This is a genomic window from Brumimicrobium aurantiacum, assembly GCF_003402975.1.
Taxonomy (GTDB): Bacteria; Bacteroidota; Bacteroidia; order Flavobacteriales_D; family Crocinitomicaceae; genus Brumimicrobium; species Brumimicrobium aurantiacum.
The window spans coordinates 203,677-223,567 of record NZ_QURB01000006.1; the positions used below are offsets into that span (position 1 = coordinate 203,677).

A 19,891-nucleotide genomic window follows, 5' to 3' on the forward strand; every position below is an offset into this window, starting at 1 on the left:
AATGCAAAAAGAATAATTTTGATTGAAGAAAGATGAATTGTTCAGTTTGAAAACTGTACCTCACAATTTTTTTGTTCTTCAATCAAAATTAGTGATTCATGACTCATTATTTAAATTCTCATTACTTTCCTTTTTCTCTTCCTCTTTCTCTTCCTCTTCAAAACCACTCATTAAATCATGCGTTTTGGTGTTGTACATTCCTTTTAAATCGTCGATATGGGTTTTGTCCCACATTTTCACGCCAACGAAATAAGAGGCTCTTCCAATGACATGAGCACTAATAGGTGCTGTTAAAAGTAAGAACACAATAATTGCGATTACTCTTGTGGTTATTGAAGTTTCAGTGTAATAGAAAGCTAATCCCATAAGAATTAATCCAACACCAAGCGTGGCCGCTTTTGTGGTAACCGACATGCGTAGGAAAAGGTCTGGCATTCTCAATAATCCGATGGATGCTAAAAGAATAAACAAAGTTCCAAGGGAGATAATTATCATTATTAAAATATCATTCATTTCTTTTTCGTTTTTCGAGGTAATATGAAAATGCAACAGTACTTAAAAATGCGATAAGTGCAAATATCATGGCGATGTCCAAAAAGGATGGACGATGTGAGATAATACTGTAAACGGCTATGATGGCAATTCCAATGGTGATTAATAAATCCAAGGCTACAACCCTATCTGATAGGGAAGGTCCCATTAAGAAACGAATAAACACCAAAAGTGAAGACGTACTTAAAATGGGCATTATAATGTAAGCTAAAAAATCGTCTATGTTCATCGTACAATATCTAAAATTCGTTTTTCAAATCCATTCTTGATGCTGTTAATAAATTTGTCTTTATCGTGAACATACATCGCATGGATATACAATACTTTTCTATCATTTGAAACATCTAAACTCAATGTTCCTGGCGTTAAGGTGATAATATTTGCCAATAATGTTATTTCTAAATCTGTTTTGGCTTCTAAAGGGTATTTGATGATTCCTGGTTCCATATAGAATTTTGGAGTCACCACATCAGCTGCAACTTGTAGATTTGCTTTGATTAATTCATATAAAAAGTAGAACATAAAACTGATAATCCTTGGAATAATAACAAAGTATTTCCCTGTTTTTTCCCTCGGACTGATGATCCACAGTACTAAGAAACTTAATACAATACCAAAAGCAAAGTTTCCGGCATTCACTGTTCCAGTCAAGAAAACCCAAACAATGGCCAATAATATGTTTAGTAAAAACTGTACTCTCATAGTTTTGTTTTTTCATTGATATTAAATACTGCATTGTAGTAATGCTCAGTATTCATTAATTCTTCGCCAATCCTTGTGGCAATTAATTGGAAGTGCTCTGCAAAAAAGCTGTAATATAAGGTTACGCCTACCAATAGTACTACAGGAACAACATAAGCTGCTTTTTCAGCAAAATTAAAATCCTTGAAATATTTAAATGAAGACTTGGTTTCAATCGATTCCGGATTCTGTGAAAAAACGTTATTCCAAACTTTAGCAATGATGATTAATGTAATTAAGCTGGCAAAGATAAACATGACCAACATCGCAATTTCATTGGCGGTGTAACTCGCACTAAATAATGAAATTTTAGGCCAGAATCCTGACAATGGTGGAATTCCAACTAAGGCAAAGAGGGGAATCGCAAATAGGAATGAAAGCTTAGGGTAATTATCCATCAAACCACCCATTTTTTCCATTTTGGTGTTTCCGAAAATACGAAACATAATTCCGCCCATCATATACAAGGTAGCCTTAACAATGATGTCGTGGAACATATACATTACGGCACCAACGATTGCAACTTGCGTAAATATACTCAAACCTCCAACCATGAATCCGATGTGACAAATGATTAAATAGGAGAATACACGCAAAATATTCTTTTGAACCAGGGCACCGATTCCCCCAAAAAACATTGTTAATCCTGCAATGATCATCAAGATAATTTGGTTGGTTTCACCCAATGGAAAAATCAAGGTAAAGACGCGCAACATGGCGTAAATTCCAACTTTTGTAAGTAATCCAGCGAATAAAGCAGATACAGCAGCTGGCGGAGTATGATAAGAGGCGGGAAGCCAAAAATACAATGGAAATACTCCTGACTTTACACCAAATCCAATAAAGAAAATTAAGGAAATGGTCTGCATCAGTCCTTTATTTTCAATTTCCGGAATTATACGCGACAATTCAGCCATATTCAGTGAACCTGTAGCTCCGTAAACCATCGCAATTCCTGTAAGGAAAATGATTGATGATATCATGTTTAAGGTGAAGTATTTTACAGCTCCTTCAATCTGAATTTTCCTTCCACCAATCGTCAACAGTACAAATGATGAGATAATGATTACCTCAAACCAAACGTATAAATTGAATAAATCTCCTGTCAAGAAAGCGCCGCTCAATCCCATAATCAAGAAGTGGAAAATGGCGTAATAACCAAATTTTATTCTTGATGAAACCATATTTTCTGTAGAGTATATAGAAAGCGCAAATGACACGATATTGGTCAGTACAATTAATGTTACAGCAAGTGTGTCCGCTACCATGCTGATACCAAAGGGAGCTTCCCAGTTTCCTAGTTGGATACTTAGTATTCCGTTTTCCCAAACGCGGTGAAATAACATACCAGCAATTACAATACCTACGGTACTTCCCAAAATACTGATGTAACGCTGAATTTTAGGTTTTTTCCAAAAGAACAACAACAACACTGCTGTAATCAAGTGGACAATGATCGGATATATTGTTAAATGTTCATTCATTTGATGTCGTCTGTTTTATTCATTGTATCAATATCATCTGTTTTTAGTACTTTATAGGCACGTTTAATCAGTACAATAGCAAATGATTGCAGTCCAAAACTAATTACAATCGCTGTCAAAATTAAAGCTTGTGGAACGGGATCAGCAAATACACCTTCCAACATTTTTCCATCGGCAGGAATTAGAGGTGGATTACCTTTAACCAATCCTCCCATGAGGAAAATGAGGAGGTTAACTCCATTTCCTAAAATCACAATTCCGATGATTAACTTTACTAAACTACGTCGAAGAATCAGATAAATTCCTGCCGCATATAGTATTCCTGTCATAATAGCTAATAGTATTTCCATATAATTATACGCTTTCTGAAATGGTGAATATGATGGTTAAACAAACGCCAATAACAACTAAGTAAACTCCAGTGTCGAAAAATAAGGCACTCCCTATTTTACCTAGAATTGCGATGTCTTTCTCATACCATAATCCTGTCATGGCTGGATCTCCAGTGAATATTACGGGAGCTAATGCACTTAAAATGGCGATGGCTAACCCTACAGGAATTAAAAATCCAGGGTGAATTCGAATTAATTTTCTTGTTTGGTCTAGTCCATTCGCAAAAGCATGAAGGATAAATGCAATCGCGGCAATTAAACCTCCAATAAATCCTCCTCCAGGAAGATAGTGGCCACGTAGCAACACAAATACTGAAAACAGGATCAGTAAAGGTAAAAGTGTTGTCGAAACGGTTTTTAAGATTAAACTTTTCATATTATTTCTCGTGTTTCTTTAAATATAATTTCAATAATGCAAATACTCCGATGGCAGCAATGGAAAGTACCACAATTTCAATCATGGTGTCAAATCCTCTAAAGTCAACCAAGATGACATTCACAACATTTTTCCCTTTGGCCAATTTGTAAGCATATTCTGCGTAGAATTCAGATGTTGCTTTCACTGGATTTTCATTCATGATTTCAATAATCGTAAAAGCCAAGAATGTTCCAAATGAAGTGGCAATGATTCCATCTCTGATGCGATTCGTTCTATTGGATAATTTTAAATATTTCGGTAATCGGTAAAGGACCAGAACAAATAGAATCACGGTTAAGGTATCAATTGAAAATTGAGTCATGGCTAAATCTGGTGCACCATAAAAAACAAAGATAAAACACATCGTATACCCTAAAACTCCCATTCCTGCAATGGCAGAAAGTCTAGATTTTGTAAATACAGTAAATAATACGGAAACAAGCATCATTGCCAATACTACTATTTCATTCCAATTCAATGCTTTGATTTCTTTTAGGGATAAGAAAATCCTTGGATTGATAAAGATGTGAATACCAAAAACCAAAGTCAATAAAACCAAGATGATCATGACGTATCTTCTCAAATATCCATTTTGGAAGAATCTTGTCAAGAAATATGAAATGCGCTCAAATTGATTGGCGAAAACAAGGGCCAATCGCTTAGGAGAGAATGCATTAAATTTAATCATAGAACTTTCCTTTTTGTAACTTGGTTTCCATAGGAAATAAACGGCAAGTCCAGCAATTATGGTAATTGAACTCAATAAGATAATAAGATTGAAACCATGCCAGATGGCCAAGTGTGGACTTTCTTCTCCTGTGAGGTCTGGAGTAATATTGTGTGTAAATAAGCTTTCTATCATTCCTGGGAAGATTCCGAACAATAAACTTAATGTGGCGAGCAACATCGGCATTAACCATAATAAAAAATGAGGCTTTTTAACACGTCCCAGCTCCTCAGGTTGTTTTCCTGTAAATGGTTTTACTCCAACTACAAGACCCGCAAAAACCATTAGAATATTGGTCAAAACTGCAATCGTTGTTAAGAAAACAGGATTCATTCCGCCGTGCAGTGTAGCTTCATATATTAAGTCTTTTCCTATAAATCCAATGGTAGGGGGAAAGCCACCACTTGAAAATGCAGCGATAAATCCTGCAATGGAGAGAGGAAGTAATACTTTTCTTAGACCACCTAATTTTGTAATGTCTCTGGTGCCTGCTTGATGGTCAATGGTTCCGGTAACCAAGAATAGACAGGCTTTGTATAAGGCATGAACAACAATAAATACAATCGCTGCTGTAATTGAAGCTGTTGTGCCAATACCAATTAAAAACACCATTATTCCAAGTGCTCCTATAGTAGAATAGGCTAAAATCCCTTTTAAATCAGTTTTAAACAGCGTTTGAAAAGCGGCATATAGCATTGTAATTCCACCGACTATTAGTAATACTGTGAAGAAATAACTGTTGTTTTGAAAATGTGGAGTGAATCGAAGTAATAAGTAAATCCCTGCTTTTACCATAGTTGCAGAGTGCAAATATGTCGATACTGGTGTTGGTGCTTTCATTGCTCCAGGTAACCAGAAATGGAAAGGAAATTGTGCTGATTTTGTAAATGCTGCAAGGAAAATAAAGACCATTAACAATGCTGAAACTTCATGATTTTCAAATACTTCAGATGATTGTAACATCTCTGAAATAGAAAGCGTACCCGTGATTTGTCCTGCCAAAACAGCAAATGCCAACAAAGCTAATCCTCCAAGTCCTGTGATACTCAAGGCAATTATGGCCGACTTCCTAGATTCAGCTTGGGTGTTGTTGAAACTGATTAAATAAAAAGAACTTATACTGGTTAACTCCCAAAAGATGAATAGGGTAATGATGTTGTTTGAAGTCACCAAACCGATCATCGCGCCCATAAATATGGTAAGGAAAGTATAAAAACGTAATATTTTCGGGTGACCTTTGAGGTATTGAGTGGTATATAAGAAAACAATACTTCCCACTCCAGTAATCAACAGAGTAAAGAGTATGGCTAAATTATCGAGTCTGAAATCGAGATTTATGCCCAGGGAGGGAACCCATTTTGTAAAAAATGTAAATACTTCACCATTGATGATCGGACTTACAAAAGATGAAAAGTAAAGGAATAATGAAATCGGTAAAAGTGAAGCCACCCAAGTCATTCTCTGAAACTTTTGCTGACCCAATCCAAATAAGATTAGTGCAAATAAGAATGAAGAAAGTATCACAAATAAAAAAATAGTCATAATTTAAAATAGATCACTTAATATAAAACTGAAAGTTAAGTTGATTGAGCATAAAAACACTCCAATAAAACTATTACCTTCTCTTCGCCGGGTAATATACGAATAACCGCGGTTTTTGTTTAATTAAATTGTGACTTTCCGTATGAATTTTATATAAAATTAAGTAAATTTAATTCGAGTAGGTGTTTTTTAATTTTACCATATAATAAGGTATAAATTGACTTTTGAATGAAGAGCTGTTTATTCAAAAAAATAAGTCCAAACCAATGGTCTGAACTTATTTTGAAAGTACTTAATTTTTAATTACACTTTTTCAACGTTCCAAGCGAAATTTTCGCATGGTTCATCGACAGGAGTATTGGCAATGTGACTGGTATATTTACTGATTACTTTTTGAGATAATCCTAAAATCACGTTTAATACTTGTTGTTCTCCATATCCTACAGCCTAAAATTTGTTTAAATCTTCTTGAGTAACATTTCCACGGTTACGCACCATTTTTAAGTTGAATTCATGTAAAACTTGAAGTTTTTTTGCTGGCATTTTAGGTAACAATGTATGTAACTATGAAAATGTGAAAATTATTTAAATATGAATTATAATCCCTCTGAATGATTTATAAACCTTATTTTACGTGTAGAACGAATTTTATTACAAACAATTATTAAATAAACAACAACATGAATAATTCAGAAAAAGACCAAATTCCAAAAGACCAAGAAGAAGCAGAAAAGTATTATGGAGATAAAAGTAATACACAACGCAAGGAGGAAAATCTTGATGAGGTAAAGAAAAATCAAGGAGAGTCAAAAGATAAAACTGCTGCTGGAGAACGTAAAAGAAGTAATGTTTTGACGCACCCTAAAGATGAAAAGGATGAATCTTTTGATATAGACCATAACGAGAAGAAATAAATAGAGTTTTATATTCGTCGTTTCGTGTATTGATATAAGCTGTGGAACAAATTGGTTGAAAATAATGATAAATTTGTTTTCTTCACAATTTAAAGTCAATTCATGCATCCAGATTTTAAAGATTTCATAATTAAAACTACTCAAGCCAAGGAGTGTAAAGAAATTGAAACAATTCAGTCCTTATGGAGTGGATACGGAAAGATTTCAAGGATACAAATTTTACGAGGAAACGTTGAAAGTGTCGTGGTGAAACATATTTCACTCACCAAAGCCAATGCACATCCGAGAGGTTGGAACACGAACAATTCTCACATTAGAAAAGTGAAATCATATCAAGTGGAAACGAATTGGTATGAAAAATATAATGAACGCTGTTCTATAAATTCTCGTACGCCTCAATTCTTAGCATCATTTTCACAGGGTAAAGAACAATGGATAGTCTTAGAAGATTTAGATCTACATTTTCCATTGCGAAAACAACATTTAACTCTTCCCGAGGTAAAGATTTGCTTAAAATGGTTGGCGATTTTCCACGCTACTTTTTTACATGAACAACCGAAAGGATTATGGGAAATTGGAACCTACTGGCATTTAGAAACCCGACCAGATGAATATGAGAAAATGCAAGCTTCGGAATTGAAAAGTAAAGCCAAAGCGATTGATGAAATCTTAAATCATTGTCAATTCCAAACCTTCGTGCATGGTGATGCGAAAGTGGCTAATTTCTGTTTTTCAACAGATGGAAAATCTGTAGCAGCTGTCGATTTTCAGTATGTTGGAGGAGGCTGTGGAATGAAAGATGTAGCCTATTTATTGGGAAGTTGTCTTACAGCAGAAGAATGTGAAAATCAAGAGAAAGAATTGTTAGATTTTTATTTTAAAATACTTAAAAAGGCATGCGAAGTAAAATTAAATCCTTCGGAATATATAGAACTAGAGCAGGAGTGGAGACTGTTATATCCTATTGCAGTAGCCGATTTTACACGCTTTTTATTGGGCTGGATGCCAAGCCATGATAAAGTAAACGATTATAGTTTGAGTTTGGTAGAGAAGGTTTTGGAGGGATTGTAAATAAACCTATTTATTAATAAATCGTATAATTAGAGACCATTATTACTACTTTCAGTACTAAAACTTATCGATTTACTTTCATGCTATGAATAAAAGAACTGTTTTGAAAATGCTTTCGTTGTGTGCATCAACCTTGGTGCTATTTATAGTAACTACAAGATGTTCGTTTCATACCATTCCCGACGAAATACTTGCAACTCAAAAAAAATAGAAATCGAAGGAAGTTATGAAAATAATGAATACGTATTATCAATTAAAAACTTGTTGGAATGTCCAATTCGTTTGTTTTTAAGTAGTGAAGATGAAGAGGTGTATACAATTTTAAAAGAGGTTTCACCATTAGTTCTCAAAGCAAATACTGACACAACAATAATTATTAAAGATAAAGGAGATCTAAAAGAGAAGATAGATTTTAAATTTAAATGGGGAGATTCAAGCTTACCAATTGAGACAACTTCACTTAAAAGTCTGCCTTTTCCTGCTGATAAAAGCTATAACTTATTACAAGGAAACAAATCTAACCCAACACACAATCATAAAACATCACTTTACGCCTTTGATTTTAAAATGAAAATAGGAGATACCATAACTTCTACGCAAGACGGATTTGTTATTGTAGCTGTTGACGGTTACAAAGGTTGGGGGTATAGTGATAAATGGAAACCCTATGCAAATCAAATAATGATATATGACACTTTATCACATGTGTTCACAATGTATGGACACTTGAAAGAAAATGGAAGTTTGGTTGAAGTTGGTCAATATGTAAAAGTAGGTGAAGCAATTGGATTGAGCGGAAAAACGGGACATACTTCAGAAGAACATCTACATTTCAATGTTTTTCGAGCAGATGATGGGATAAGTGGATTGATATCATACCCCTTGGATTCCATAGGTATATATAAAGTTGAAGATTTGAAGCGACACCAATTATTGAAAGGAGGTGGGAAATGATAAGGTAATAGCTAACTCCTCTTATTATTTTTGATCAAAAAGAATGATTTGAAAATTCATTTCATATATTGGACTTTCAATTGGAAGAATTTTTTCTTAATCTTATGAATATCATACTACAACGAAATAGAACGAACAAGGAAGAACAGTAATTTATATTGGGGAATTCCTCTTACATTCATTGTAATCGGGTTGTTTGGTCTCTTTATCTATGCAAGTTGGAAGTTTCGTTATGACGAAGAGGACGAATATATTGAATGATTTAGACTAATAAAACCACCTTCTTAAACTCAGTTTTTCCGATTTCAGTGAGATAAGGGTAAAGCATAAACATTAAACTTTCAGTTTGTAATTCTATATATGATGAGGTGATTTCTTTATCATATAAAATGGAATTATAAATCCATGTATTGCTCAATCCTAGCATTCTTTCTATGATTAATTCTTGTTCTTTTTCGGATTCAAAAGAGTTTAAATAATCGAGTTTACTTAATGCTTTGAGTAGAAATTCATAACCTTTGCTTCTATCGTGATATACCTTCTCGAAATGATGTTTAATGTTATCGTTGAGCTGTAAAATGTGGTATAAATCTGTCCAGAAAAAACGATATTCAATCATTCTTTCCATGCTTGTCAGAATATCGGATTTGATGTTTTTAAAGTTTATTTCTCTTTCTCCGAGTTGCTCAACTCTTGCATCAAATACTGAAACCATTTCAAAATACAAAGCCTCAAGAATATCTTCTCGTTTCTTAAAATGATAATTTAAATTACCAGAACTCATGCCTAATTCTTGCGCTATCATTCTAATTGTTACGTTGCTGTAACCTGAAGCGTTGAATAATTTTCTCGCAGCATTTAATATTTTTATTTTGGTTTTATTCATTAGTAAACTTGTCCTAAATTTATTTAATTAGTAAACTTGTCCTAAAATTAATAAAAATGGATTCATTATATAAATCTCTCGAAGGAAAAAGTGAAATTTTAGGTCTTTATGATCAAAAATTAGAAGAATTAAATATTGATTATACTTACCAAACTGTTAACACTAAATTCGGAGAAACGAATGTTATTGTGACTGGGAATCCAGGAAATCCACCTATTCTATTGCTTCACGGTTCGAATGGATGTGCGCCAATTGCCCTTGAAACCTACCCAAATTTGAGTAAAGAATTCAGAGTGTATGCCATGGATGTTTTAGCGCAACCCAATAAAAGTGCAGAAACGAGATTAAGCATGAAGGACGAATCGTATGGTGAATGGGTCAATGAACTTATTGATCAATTGAAACTCGAAAACGTGATACTGGCAGGATTTTCCTTTGGAGGATTGATTATTTTGAAGACATTAGAATTTAACGAAAGTAAAATAAAGGAAGTCTATTTATCTGCTCCGGCTTATATTGTAAATGGAAATCCAATCAAAGCGATTTTTAAATTCTTCATTCCGATGAAACGCTTTATGAAAACGAAGAAGGAGAAATATGTGGAGAAATTCCTCAAAGAAGTGTTTACAGATCGAGATGAATTTGCCATTCAATTCTTATCAAAAGTTTTCTTGCATTTTAAAATGGATTTCACCCCTGTACCAGTTATTTCTTCGCAAAAAGCACTCGCCATACAAACACCAATTACATTAATTGCTGCAAAAAATGATGTTATGTTTCCCGGTGAAAAAATGCTTAAACGTGCAAAGAAAATTTTTCCCTCTTTGAAACAGGGTAGTCTACTTAAAAATTCAAAACATGTGCAATCGAAAAGTGATAACCTTAAGATTGAAGAGTTGATTTTAGGAAGAAAACTATGAAGCGCTTGTGACTTTAATTTTTTACATAGTTTCTTTATATATTTAGTTTTTTTCTTTTCCGCTATTCTCTTTCTTGAAAATATCCTTTACATTTTTAACTTTAAACAGTTTTTAGAATTTAAATTATTTAGCTTTTTCACTTAAGATGAAAACAACTCCATTAGAATCTATTCTCACAAAATCCTATAAACAGGAAATGCTTGATTATATGGAAGCAAATCCTCAAGATTTTAATGAATTAGTGGAATTAGCCATCACAAATAAACAACCTTATTCATGGCGTGCAGCTTGGCTGTTGTGGTCTTGCATGAAGAAAAATGACGAAATGGTAGCGCCACATATCGGTAGATTAATTAAAGGCCTTGATTCTTTCAAAGATGGTCACCAACGTAACTTAATCAACATTCTTCTAAAAATGGATATTCCAGAAGATTACGAAGGTCAACTTTTTGATATATGTGTCAATTTATGGATGCAAATCGAAAAGCAATCATCAGTTCGTATTAAGGCTTTTGAAGTCATGGTTTCCCTTGCTAAAACTTATCCTGAACTCCAACATGAAATCAAAGCCCTTGCAAGTGATGAATATATTGATGCTTTATCTGGCGGAATTAGAAAGTCATGTTTACGCTTGTTGGGGGAGCTGTAATAGGAGAGAGAGAATACGAATTAACTTGATTATAGATGTTGTAAACATTATTTCATACTTTTTAATAAAGTTCGAGTTCATTCTATTTTTTCAGGTTAATACATGTAAGTTGTTGATTTGTGAGGTATAATTATAAAGAAGATACAATCTCAAATGATAAATTTCTTTGACTTATTGTTCTTCGAAACCGTCTCAATTAAAAATTCATAACGGCAGAAAGTTTCAATCCTGTGATACCAAATTCACTTTTTGGATCTATATTTTTAGAATTTTGAAATCTTTCATTGAGCATTAATTGTTTTATCAGCATGAGTTCTAACGAAAACGATTTTTCATTTTTCATCGCGAAAGAAATTCCTTGCCCCAGGTTTAATTCAATTGCATTAAGTGTAATATCAGTTTGTAAGTCTGTTGGATAGCTCCAATCCATATTATCTGTAAAAGTGGTGTCATTTACTTGGTATTGATAACTATGCGTGTTATGGCTAAATTTTAACTCGACTGGAAAGTAAAAGGCAGTGTTTTTACTTGCATCGTAAAGGTAGCGATACCGTGCGCCAAAGTTGAAATAACTACTTACACTGGAGTTTAATGCTAATTCAGAACTAATTCCAACTAAATGATTTTCATCAATTAGCTTACTAACACCTAATTTTAGACTAATTGGTAAATCAGCGTCAGAATCAATTCCATTGATGAAATAATCGTCAGGTGTAAAATTATGTTGAATATTCATGTAGCTAGCACTCAAACCTGCACTAAACATGAAACCTTCGGATTTACGTGGATGGATAACAATGTTTTTAATTTTTTTGACGAATTCTTTATTGTATTCAAAGTATTTATATTCCGAGTTACTGAATGAATACATTTTACCTTCCTTGTCTTTAAAGGTTAGAATACCTGTACTTTCATCGTATTTGATAATTTCTCCTTTAATTTCAGAGGTGAATTGTCTTACTCTACCACGTCCATCAACATGATCTTTATAAACAGCCACTACATCATAGATTTCAACAATTTGATTAGACGATTTCGGGATGGTATCTTGTGCTATTAAGGTCAAATTAAAAAACACTAAAGCAATAATCAAGTGTAAATTATTCATTTTAATTTTTTAAATAATACATGTAAAAATAACTTTTCAATCAATTATTTTATCACTTTTCCATTATATTTTGTTGTCTTATAGTTGTTAGGAAGGAGTCCAAAGAATTATTGTTTTTTCCTTGATGAGAAATTATTGAATTGAAAGCTTCCATTTAAAATGAAGTATAAATCTCTCCCTCAAATTGTCGCCAAATCTCACCTTTTCACAATTTTAAAACTTCTGAATTCGCCTGGTAAAAACACTTTTACAATAAAAATTCCAGCATTAAGTTGACTAACGTCAAGCGTATTGAAATGATTGTTGAGTTTAGATTTTTCCAATACTTTTGCACCATTAAGGTTGATGATTTCAATGCCTTCGATTGGTTCAGGAGTAGAGGAGACGTATAAATCCTCGTTACAATGGGTAGGGTAAACCTGAACGCCGTTTGTTATGATATCTTCCTTGATGGTGGAATTATAAACAGGATCACATGTTTCAATAGAATCCATCTGTGAATAGGACAAATTTCCGTTATTAAAATAGCAGCTGATTTTTCCTGCATCATTAACATCTGGAGTTCCACCTGGTGCATTGACTAAACTCAAGGACCCAATTCCTTCAATCCAAACGGGGTATTCTATATTTGATGTTGTTGAACTTGGCGACAAATAGAAGAAACGACGATCAGAACCATCAATAATTTGTCTATTGATAATAGAATCAACGGTAAAATATCCAGGACTATCTGGAAATGGACTGATGGGATTTTTAATATTGATTGAGTCGCCTACGTTAAGTGAGAAATCATAAAGTAAATGTTCTTCTCTTTTATTTCCATCAGGAATAGATAGGAATACTTGCTTCTGTTGAATATCTTCTCTCAACCAGAAAGTTCTCGAAATGAAATGATAGCCATTAAGAATTTTATAGTTTTTTCCATTGTGTAGCGTATCTCCATCAGTGTAGTACATATCTGTAGTACATCCAGAAAAACAATTGGTTAGATGCCATTCACTCTTATGATCTAGCATTTGGTTGTAGTTTTGACCAAAGACAAATGATGCTGACAAACAAAGGAGTAGTGTTATTGTATTTTTCATAAGTAAATTTTAATCTTGTCAATGCTCTTTAATACGAGCTACTAAAGTATCGACTATCAACAACAAATATAAATATATTTTAAGACTAAACATTATGTTTGTTTTCTTCAATTAGATCAAGAATATCTTGTTTGTCATAGAAAATTACACCTCCAACTTTTGAAAAAGGAAGAGTTCCGTTTACACGCATGTTTTGTAATGTACCAGGAGAAATTCCTAACATACGTTGTACTTGATGTGATTTCAAAAGAACAATCTCTTGTTTTTGATGTTCATCGTTAAGATACTTGCTTATTATTTTCTCGAAAGATGCTTCAATAGATTCTACAATTTCTTGCATTTCTTCACGTGTAACTACTGATATATTCATAATTATTTATATAATTATATACAAATAGAAGTTAAAAAAATAAGAAAGTGCTTATGCGAATTATTTTTGTCTTTATTTACTATTGTTTTACATGAATAATTCCAAAAATCATAAAATTTGATAGAGTTTGTGTTGTATAAGAGGGTTAGATAATAGTTTGGTAAATTAGTGCTGATTTTTGCGTGACCTTCACCTTTTTATTGTACTGATAACATCAATTCGATTTATAATTCTTTTCCAAATTCATCTAAAGCAGATAGAATAGGTCCTAATTGTTCTCCTTTTCTTGAGAGCTTGTAATAAACCTCTGTAGGATAGGCATGAATTTCACGTCTTAAAACTAATTCTTCGTTTACGAGTTGACTAAGGTGTTCCGTTGGCATCTTTTTAGAGTCTTTTTATCGAAGATCATGGCCTTATAAATCAATATAAGATTTTAAGTGATGGAGAAGAGTTTGAGCTTATCTAATATGGAATCAGATGAAATGGATAAAGGTTGCGGTAACTTGTTTTTGTGATATTCTTCCCATAAAATTTATAGGTTAAAACAAAAAAAGCCTCTCGAATGAGAGGCTTTTTGTGATCCCGCTGAGAACCGAAATGACTTGTTAAACCCCTTGTATATCCTATGTTTTGAGAGGTATTCAATATGAAGGCCACCACATAGGCCACGTGAAATCTCGTGGTAAATGTTTTTATTTGAATGAACGAATCTTTTATAAAGATAAACAATTTCGTATTCAAGTAAGAATATTTGAAGCTAAATATTATGATGATGTTTTGATGTGATTTGGAAAACCTTTTTGTTTTCATAAAAGTTAGGTTGATGCCTTAATATAGTTGAGATTATTAAACTATTGTTAGGTTGTATTTATTCATGATAAATAGCATTAGATATTACATAATGTACTCATTTTTAGAAAAATGATTGTCTTGTTTGTTTGGAATTCTAAAATTTTATTACTTAAATTAGCAAATAATTAACAAATTTTATTAACACTATTACTATGAAGAAGAAAGTCCATTTAGACTGGCGAAAAATCCTTTTTGCTTGTTTTTTAATCTCAAATCTATTAATTTTTAACACGTTTAATGTCAGTGCTCAATCTCCTCCTGGAATATCAATTAATTGGGATAAAGAAGTAGGTTGCCAAACTTATGAAATAATAAGGAATGAAAAGGATGGAGTATTTTCTGAGGATATAGATTCTTCAGATTGCATCCGTTTTTGTGAAAATAGTCAAGTAACCTACACCCTTAATAATCTGCCATCTGGTGCAACTGTTGTGTGGAATCCTATTGGAGGAACTACAAATAACAATACAGCAAATCCATGTATTGTAAATTGGGGGGCAACTGGAAACGGTTCACTCTCTTACACAGTGACCGATGGTAACAACATTATTAGTAAAACAATTTGTATTGAAAAAGTTATCACACCTAAGGCAGAGTTTGATATAGCTCCATTTAATCAACCCCAACCTATATCAATCTGTTCTTTTCAACAAATTGACTTTACAAATCTCTCAACAACGAACAATGGTACCAATCTGATTAGTTATGAGTGGAATTTTGGTGATGGGAACACTTCTACAGCTTTTGAACCTTCACATACTTATACAAACCCAGGATCCTATGTTGTGAAACTAAGAGTTCGAAATGAATGTAATTGTACTGATACTTATGCAATTGAGATTGAGGTAGGAGAAAAAGGTTTTGAAATTTCTTGTCCAACAGTAATTTGTGAAGGTCAGACAGGTATTTACTCTTTGCCTGATTTTGTTACGCAAAGTTGTAATGGTAACTTTAATTGGTCTGTAATTGGTGGGCAAATTATATCTCAAAATAATGGAAACGTTGAGGTTTTATGGGATAATATTGATCCAAGTGGTTTTGGTTATGTAACATTTGATCCGTCACAATGTCATTTAGAATGTGCTCAACCTACAACTGTTAAAGTACCGGTTATTCAAACACAGGGTACTATTCAAGGAATTACTAGTATTTGCTTAGATGAACAAGGAAGGTTTAAATTACCTCAATGGCCAACGACAGAAATTGATTGGGAAATTGTGGGCAATTCACCTAATAATCCAGTCATTCTCCAATCTGATCAACGAAATGAAGTTATAATTGATCCTGTTGCCAATGGTACTGGAACATTTACATTAAGAGCAACCTATACCAATACACTTTTAAAATGTAGTGGAGAAGCTGAATTTGAATTCAAAATTGAAGAGCCATTATCTGTTATTGGTGCAAGTAATGTTTGTGAAAATGGAACTGAAACATATTCTAATTCCTCAGGTGGACCAGTAAACTGGATATTAAAAACCAATACAGGAACGACAGTAACAACACAAAACAACTCTGTTAATTTCAATTATACTTTTAATCAAGCAGGCAATTTTACCTTAACCGCCAATGGTAATGGTTTTTGCGAGGGTGAAGAAAAAACAATTACTGTAGTTGGAACTCCTGATGCACCAACAGGAGTCGATGGGGATTTAATGGTTTGTCCTAATTCTCCTTACTCTTACAGTGTGCAAAATCCAGATGCATCAAGTAATTATTTATGGGAAATCGACCCAATGTATGGAGCAATCGTAGGTTCAGATGAAGGAGACCAAGTAAATATCACTTTTACTTCTTTTCCCGCAGAAATCAAAGTTTATAAACAATCGATTACACCGGTTGAATGTACTTCAGACCCTTTAACGGTTATTATAAATCAAATTCCAATTGATGTTGAGTTGTCTGATGTTGATACAGCGGTTTGTGGTAATTCATTGGCTTCATATAGTGCTTATGATTTTGGAACACAAAATCTATACACAGAAGGTGATGACTATCAATGGAGTTTTGCAAATGCTTCGGGTTCGGTTGGAGCTTCATCTTTAGGAAGTGTAACCAACGGACAAGGAACTAATTCGATTGATGTCACTTGGAATAATGTCACTACGACTACAACGCTAGATTTAGTTTTGAATGTATTCAAATGTAATACCAATACACAATTTATTAGACAAATAACATTGTATCCTCAAACTGAAATTGAAATCGTTGCTACACCGGATCCAGTTTGTTCAGGCGCTCTCTATCCTGTAACTTTCACTGTACAAACTATAAATAATGGATTATTATCCAATACGGATCAAGTTACTTGGAACTTTGGAAGTGGCCCCGTTACGACTGGCCCAGGAGTGTTTACGACAACTCACGTTTTTCCTAATAATGCAACGGCGGCTAATATAGGACAGTCAGTTAGCGCTTTTATTGGCAATGCTAGCTGTGGACAAACAAATACGGCTAATACTACTGTTACACTATTGCCAAATCCGCCAGCAATTGCGACCTTAACAAGTGCAGCAAATTTGTTTTGTGATTCTGCTGATGTTGATGCCACAATCACAGTTTCATCAAATACAACAGGCGTAACCTTTGAATGGTTTGACGATAATGGTGTTATTCCATTTGAAACAGGAGATTTCTTACATGTAACTTATCCCTCTTTAGGTGCTGGTACTTATACTTTTGAAGCTACAAATCCAAATGGATGTGTTGCTTTATCTAATCCGGTTCGACTTTACGTTAAGCCTTGTGATACTGTAGATTGTACTATTAACGAAACAGTTGCCAACACTTCTTCTTTAACGGGTTGTGGTGAAATAACTTTTTCAGGATCATATACAGGTAATATAAACAACGATTCTTGGTCAGTTTTAGGACCTTCACCAAGTGATTACTCAATTAACGGTAATGTATTAACAGGAAAACCTGGAAACTACAAAATTATCTATGATGTAGAATATGATTGTCTAGAGGGGGGAGGAACAACTGGAACAATCAGAAGAGTTAAAGATGTTGTGATTCCTTACGAACCAAACTTCTCTTATGTGGTAGAATGCACAGCGAACAATACATTTAATGTAGATTTTGTGGACAATAGCATTTTCTATGCACCAGTAACACCACAAAATTTCCTTTTTTCTTATAAACCAGTTGGCTCAGGTGCTTTTACTACGGTTACTTACGATCCAATTTTAGGTAATTTTGAAATGTCAAATCTACCTGCTGGAAATTATGTGTTTAGACAACAGGTTTATAGTAGTATGAACTCTATGTATCAAGATACATGTACGATGTTAGATACTGTTAGTTTGCAAGGAGTAGACCCTGGATTAAGTATTTTGGTTAATAATGGTAATCAAATTGATTGTCACAATACAGCAGTTAAATTTAGTTTAAATCCCCCACAACCATTGGGAACAAGTTTTTTATGGGATTTTAATGATGATGACGCTCAAAACACATTATCTTCACCGTCAAGGGTTTTTAACACTGCAGACACCACTTATACTGTTTCTGTAATAGTCACTAATGAACTTGGATGTAGTGAAGAGTTTACAAAACCTGTAATTATTCCAAAAGAATGTTTCTTTGGTGATATAGAATCCGCACCTAGTCCGGCCACGGTTTGTCAAAACGAAACCGTTGTTTTGACTTATGTTCCAGATGGTGATAATTGTACTCAAGGTGCTACTTACCAATGGATGGATGGAAATACGCCTATTGGTGTGCCACAATCAAATAATTCATTAACTGTCAGCTCTACTGGTTTTTATTGGGTAAAAGTAATCAGTGCCAATAATTGTGAGTATTCATCGCCTACGCAAATAAAGCCTTTGTTTCAAACTTTGCCTAATGTAAAGCTAATTGGAGAAAGTAATTTCTGTTTAAACGAAGACATTCTGTTTTCTGTATCCACGAATGCAACTGACATTAAATGGGAGTTAAATAATGTTTACAACCCGTCATTAGATGGCCTTACAGATGTTGATCTCACAGGGCTTTCAACTGGTAATCATGATGTTAGTGTTACCGTTACAGCAGCTAATGGTTGCACGAATACTGCATCGATGAATTTTAGTGTTGTTTCGCCTTTAAGTGCGATTTCAATTAATGAAACATACAACTGTTCTCCATATAACGTGGTTCTCGACGCCATCCCATCTCCATCCAACCCAAACATTACCTACAACTGGAGCAATGGAGCATCAACTCAATCTATTTCAGTACCTGATGGAGGGCCTTATCGAGTAACTGCATCTTTGGGAGGTTGTAGTATTTCAAAACAAGTAGATATCCCTAAAAATCCTGAAGATTATTTATGGATTTATCCTTCGGGATGTTATACAGATTGTTATGCAGAAAAAGATGAGCAATATGGTTATTTGATAGGACCAACATTACCTTTACCTTCTTGGAGTTGGAATGAAAGTGGTAATCCAATTCAGACAGGATTTGGTTCTTATCAAACACCATTTTATTTGTTAGGAAATGGTTCTTACTCATCAACCATAAATACTGGACATTGTGAGATGGGGTCTGATCCTTTAGACTTTGCTCTGGAAAGATGTGAGAAATGTGAGATAGAAGATGTAAAGATCGAGAAAGTATATCAAAACAACACTCCGTATTGCTCATTTACATATCATGTTATGATCTATAGTTCGGCGAGTGTACCTTTTTCAGCGACAATCTTTGATGATTTCAATAATGTCTCAATCATTCCCTCAACATTTACGCTTAATCCAGGTCCAAATTACCTAACATTTACAGTGATTCCACAAAATCCATTTACGTTTGGAGTTACCGACTGGACTATACAAGGGTCAATATTCAATGACAATCATTATATGCTTTGTACTTATGGGTTAAGAGTTGAAGTTCCAAAATGTGATAACTCTACTTATTACTCTAAGAAAATAAATGTAGGTGATAGTTCGGAACTAGATGTTGAGGAAATCCTTAACGTTTATCCAAATCCTGCCAAAGAAACGGCAACCGTTTACTATGAAATATCGTCTGAAGGAGGAGACTTAGAAGTTTATGACTTGTCAGGTAGAAGCGTAGCCAAGCAAAAGGTAAATTCAGCGAAAGGCGAAGTTCCGTTGAATACTGGTAAGTATCAAGCTGGAGTTTATATTGTTGTCCTGCGACAAAGTAATGGATATACAATGCAACAAAAGTTAGTGATAGAATAAAAAACTAATTTGAAATATTAATAACCATAAC

The 19,891-nt window shown here is 33.7% G+C and carries 18 protein-coding genes; 6 read left to right on the top strand and 12 right to left on the bottom strand.

The genetic code is table 11. The features are described from left to right. Positions 1–96: 96 nt before the first annotated feature. The 7 genes from mnhG to mbhE are packed head-to-tail and all read right to left on the bottom strand — an operon-like array spanning position 97 to position 5,856. Positions 97–513, bottom strand: coding sequence for a monovalent cation/H(+) antiporter subunit G (gene mnhG, locus DXU93_RS10795; protein WP_116881298.1), 417 nt, complete (start codon positions 511–513; stop codon positions 97–99). Continuing rightward, positions 506–781 (bottom strand): cation:proton antiporter, encoded by a 276-nt coding sequence (locus tag DXU93_RS10800; RefSeq protein ID WP_116881299.1) that lies wholly within the window; start codon positions 779–781, stop codon positions 506–508. The genes mnhG and DXU93_RS10800 overlap by 8 nt, the downstream gene beginning before the upstream one ends. Further along, entirely contained in the window at positions 778–1,254 is a 477-nt protein-coding gene (locus DXU93_RS10805) for a Na+/H+ antiporter subunit E (protein ID WP_116881300.1), read from the bottom strand. The genes DXU93_RS10800 and DXU93_RS10805 overlap by 4 nt, the downstream gene beginning before the upstream one ends. Continuing rightward, on the bottom strand, positions 1,251–2,777 hold the full coding sequence (locus tag DXU93_RS10810; protein WP_116881301.1) for a complex I subunit 5 family protein: 1,527 nt from the start codon (positions 2,775–2,777) through the stop codon (positions 1,251–1,253). Before DXU93_RS10810 ends, DXU93_RS10805 begins: the two co-directional genes overlap by 4 nt. Further along, entirely contained in the window at positions 2,774–3,127 is a 354-nt protein-coding gene (locus DXU93_RS10815) for a Na+/H+ antiporter subunit C (protein WP_116881302.1), read from the bottom strand. Before DXU93_RS10815 ends, DXU93_RS10810 begins: the two co-directional genes overlap by 4 nt. A gap of 4 nt (positions 3,128–3,131) precedes the next feature. Then, a complete protein-coding gene (locus DXU93_RS10820; RefSeq protein ID WP_116881303.1) occupies positions 3,132–3,545 on the bottom strand; it encodes a Na+/H+ antiporter subunit B in 414 nt (137 codons plus the stop codon). 1 nt (position 3,546) lies between these two features. Next, positions 3,547–5,856, bottom strand: coding sequence for a hydrogen gas-evolving membrane-bound hydrogenase subunit E (gene mbhE / locus DXU93_RS10825; RefSeq protein ID WP_116881304.1), 2,310 nt, complete (start codon positions 5,854–5,856; stop codon positions 3,547–3,549). A gap of 680 nt (positions 5,857–6,536) precedes the next feature. Between mbhE and DXU93_RS10835 the strand changes: the two genes are divergently transcribed. From DXU93_RS10835 to DXU93_RS10845, 3 genes are all read left to right on the top strand, one after another. Next, positions 6,537–6,770 carry a hypothetical protein gene (locus DXU93_RS10835; RefSeq protein WP_116881305.1) on the top strand — a complete coding sequence of 78 codons (234 nt, stop codon included), beginning with the start codon at positions 6,537–6,539 and terminating at the stop codon, positions 6,768–6,770. A 102-nt stretch (positions 6,771–6,872) separates the two neighbouring features. Next, positions 6,873–7,841, top strand: coding sequence for an oxidoreductase family protein (locus DXU93_RS10840; protein WP_116881306.1), 969 nt, complete (start codon positions 6,873–6,875; stop codon positions 7,839–7,841). A gap of 159 nt (positions 7,842–8,000) precedes the next feature. Next, complete coding sequence (locus DXU93_RS10845) at positions 8,001–8,795, top strand: M23 family metallopeptidase (RefSeq protein ID WP_116881307.1); 795 nt, start codon at positions 8,001–8,003, stop codon at positions 8,793–8,795. A 262-nt stretch (positions 8,796–9,057) separates the two neighbouring features. Here DXU93_RS10845 and DXU93_RS10850 read toward each other — a convergent pair whose 3' ends face one another. Continuing rightward, positions 9,058–9,681: a TetR/AcrR family transcriptional regulator gene (locus DXU93_RS10850; RefSeq protein ID WP_116881308.1), complete on the bottom strand. Its 624-nt coding sequence runs from the start codon at positions 9,679–9,681 to the stop codon at positions 9,058–9,060. Between the two features lie 56 nt (positions 9,682–9,737). On the opposite strand from DXU93_RS10850, the gene DXU93_RS10855 reads away from it, so the two are divergent. Together DXU93_RS10855 and DXU93_RS10860 are read left to right on the top strand one after the other, a co-directional pair. Next, the gene (locus tag DXU93_RS10855; protein WP_116881309.1) at positions 9,738–10,601 is read left to right on the top strand and encodes an alpha/beta fold hydrolase; all 864 of its coding nucleotides are present in this window, start codon (positions 9,738–9,740) and stop codon (positions 10,599–10,601) included. Between the two features lie 145 nt (positions 10,602–10,746). Continuing rightward, entirely contained in the window at positions 10,747–11,250 is a 504-nt protein-coding gene (locus DXU93_RS10860; RefSeq protein WP_116881310.1) for a hypothetical protein, read from the top strand. Between the two features lie 196 nt (positions 11,251–11,446). On the opposite strand, the gene DXU93_RS10865 is transcribed toward DXU93_RS10860, so the two are convergent. From DXU93_RS10865 to DXU93_RS10880, 4 genes are all read right to left on the bottom strand, one after another. Beyond that, a complete protein-coding gene (locus tag DXU93_RS10865) occupies positions 11,447–12,358 on the bottom strand; it encodes a hypothetical protein (protein WP_116881311.1) in 912 nt (303 codons plus the stop codon). Positions 12,359–12,555: 197 nt separating this feature from the next. Further along, complete coding sequence (locus DXU93_RS10870; protein ID WP_116881312.1) at positions 12,556–13,443, bottom strand: T9SS type A sorting domain-containing protein; 888 nt, start codon at positions 13,441–13,443, stop codon at positions 12,556–12,558. An 85-nt stretch (positions 13,444–13,528) separates the two neighbouring features. Beyond that, on the bottom strand, positions 13,529–13,813 hold the full coding sequence (locus DXU93_RS10875; protein WP_116881313.1) for a helix-turn-helix domain-containing protein: 285 nt from the start codon (positions 13,811–13,813) through the stop codon (positions 13,529–13,531). 224 nt (positions 13,814–14,037) lie between these two features. Then, entirely contained in the window at positions 14,038–14,196 is a 159-nt protein-coding gene (locus DXU93_RS10880) for a winged helix-turn-helix transcriptional regulator (protein ID WP_116881314.1), read from the bottom strand. A gap of 624 nt (positions 14,197–14,820) precedes the next feature. On the opposite strand from DXU93_RS10880, the gene DXU93_RS10885 reads away from it, so the two are divergent. Then, positions 14,821–19,860 carry a PKD domain-containing protein gene (locus DXU93_RS10885; RefSeq protein ID WP_116881315.1) on the top strand — a complete coding sequence of 1,680 codons (5,040 nt, stop codon included), beginning with the start codon at positions 14,821–14,823 and terminating at the stop codon, positions 19,858–19,860. Positions 19,861–19,891 lie beyond the last annotated feature (31 nt).

What these genes read in the sequence shown, in the direction of transcription:
- mnhG (WP_116881298.1), bottom strand. Translation starts at nt 513, where the DNA reads ATGAATGATATTTTAATAATGATAATTATCTCCCTTGGAACTTTGTTT.
- DXU93_RS10800 (WP_116881299.1), bottom strand. Translation starts at nt 781, where the DNA reads ATGAACATAGACGATTTTTTAGCTTACATTATAATGCCCATTTTAAGT.
- DXU93_RS10805 (WP_116881300.1), bottom strand. Translation starts at nt 1,254, where the DNA reads ATGAGAGTACAGTTTTTACTAAACATATTATTGGCCATTGTTTGGGTT.
- DXU93_RS10810 (WP_116881301.1), bottom strand. Translation starts at nt 2,777, where the DNA reads ATGAATGAACATTTAACAATATATCCGATCATTGTCCACTTGATTACA.
- DXU93_RS10815 (WP_116881302.1), bottom strand. Translation starts at nt 3,127, where the DNA reads ATGGAAATACTATTAGCTATTATGACAGGAATACTATATGCGGCAGGA.
- DXU93_RS10820 (WP_116881303.1), bottom strand. Translation starts at nt 3,545, where the DNA reads ATGAAAAGTTTAATCTTAAAAACCGTTTCGACAACACTTTTACCTTTA.
- mbhE (WP_116881304.1), bottom strand. Translation starts at nt 5,856, where the DNA reads ATGACTATTTTTTTATTTGTGATACTTTCTTCATTCTTATTTGCACTA.
- DXU93_RS10835 (WP_116881305.1), top strand. Translation starts at nt 6,537, where the DNA reads ATGAATAATTCAGAAAAAGACCAAATTCCAAAAGACCAAGAAGAAGCA.
- DXU93_RS10840 (WP_116881306.1), top strand. Translation starts at nt 6,873, where the DNA reads ATGCATCCAGATTTTAAAGATTTCATAATTAAAACTACTCAAGCCAAG.
- DXU93_RS10845 (WP_116881307.1), top strand. Translation starts at nt 8,001, where the DNA reads ATGTTCGTTTCATACCATTCCCGACGAAATACTTGCAACTCAAAAAAA.
- DXU93_RS10850 (WP_116881308.1), bottom strand. Translation starts at nt 9,681, where the DNA reads ATGAATAAAACCAAAATAAAAATATTAAATGCTGCGAGAAAATTATTC.
- DXU93_RS10855 (WP_116881309.1), top strand. Translation starts at nt 9,738, where the DNA reads ATGGATTCATTATATAAATCTCTCGAAGGAAAAAGTGAAATTTTAGGT.
- DXU93_RS10860 (WP_116881310.1), top strand. Translation starts at nt 10,747, where the DNA reads ATGAAAACAACTCCATTAGAATCTATTCTCACAAAATCCTATAAACAG.
- DXU93_RS10865 (WP_116881311.1), bottom strand. Translation starts at nt 12,358, where the DNA reads ATGAATAATTTACACTTGATTATTGCTTTAGTGTTTTTTAATTTGACC.
- DXU93_RS10870 (WP_116881312.1), bottom strand. Translation starts at nt 13,443, where the DNA reads ATGAAAAATACAATAACACTACTCCTTTGTTTGTCAGCATCATTTGTC.
- DXU93_RS10875 (WP_116881313.1), bottom strand. Translation starts at nt 13,813, where the DNA reads ATGAATATATCAGTAGTTACACGTGAAGAAATGCAAGAAATTGTAGAA.
- DXU93_RS10880 (WP_116881314.1), bottom strand. Translation starts at nt 14,196, where the DNA reads ATGCCAACGGAACACCTTAGTCAACTCGTAAACGAAGAATTAGTTTTA.
- DXU93_RS10885 (WP_116881315.1), top strand. Translation starts at nt 14,821, where the DNA reads ATGAAGAAGAAAGTCCATTTAGACTGGCGAAAAATCCTTTTTGCTTGT.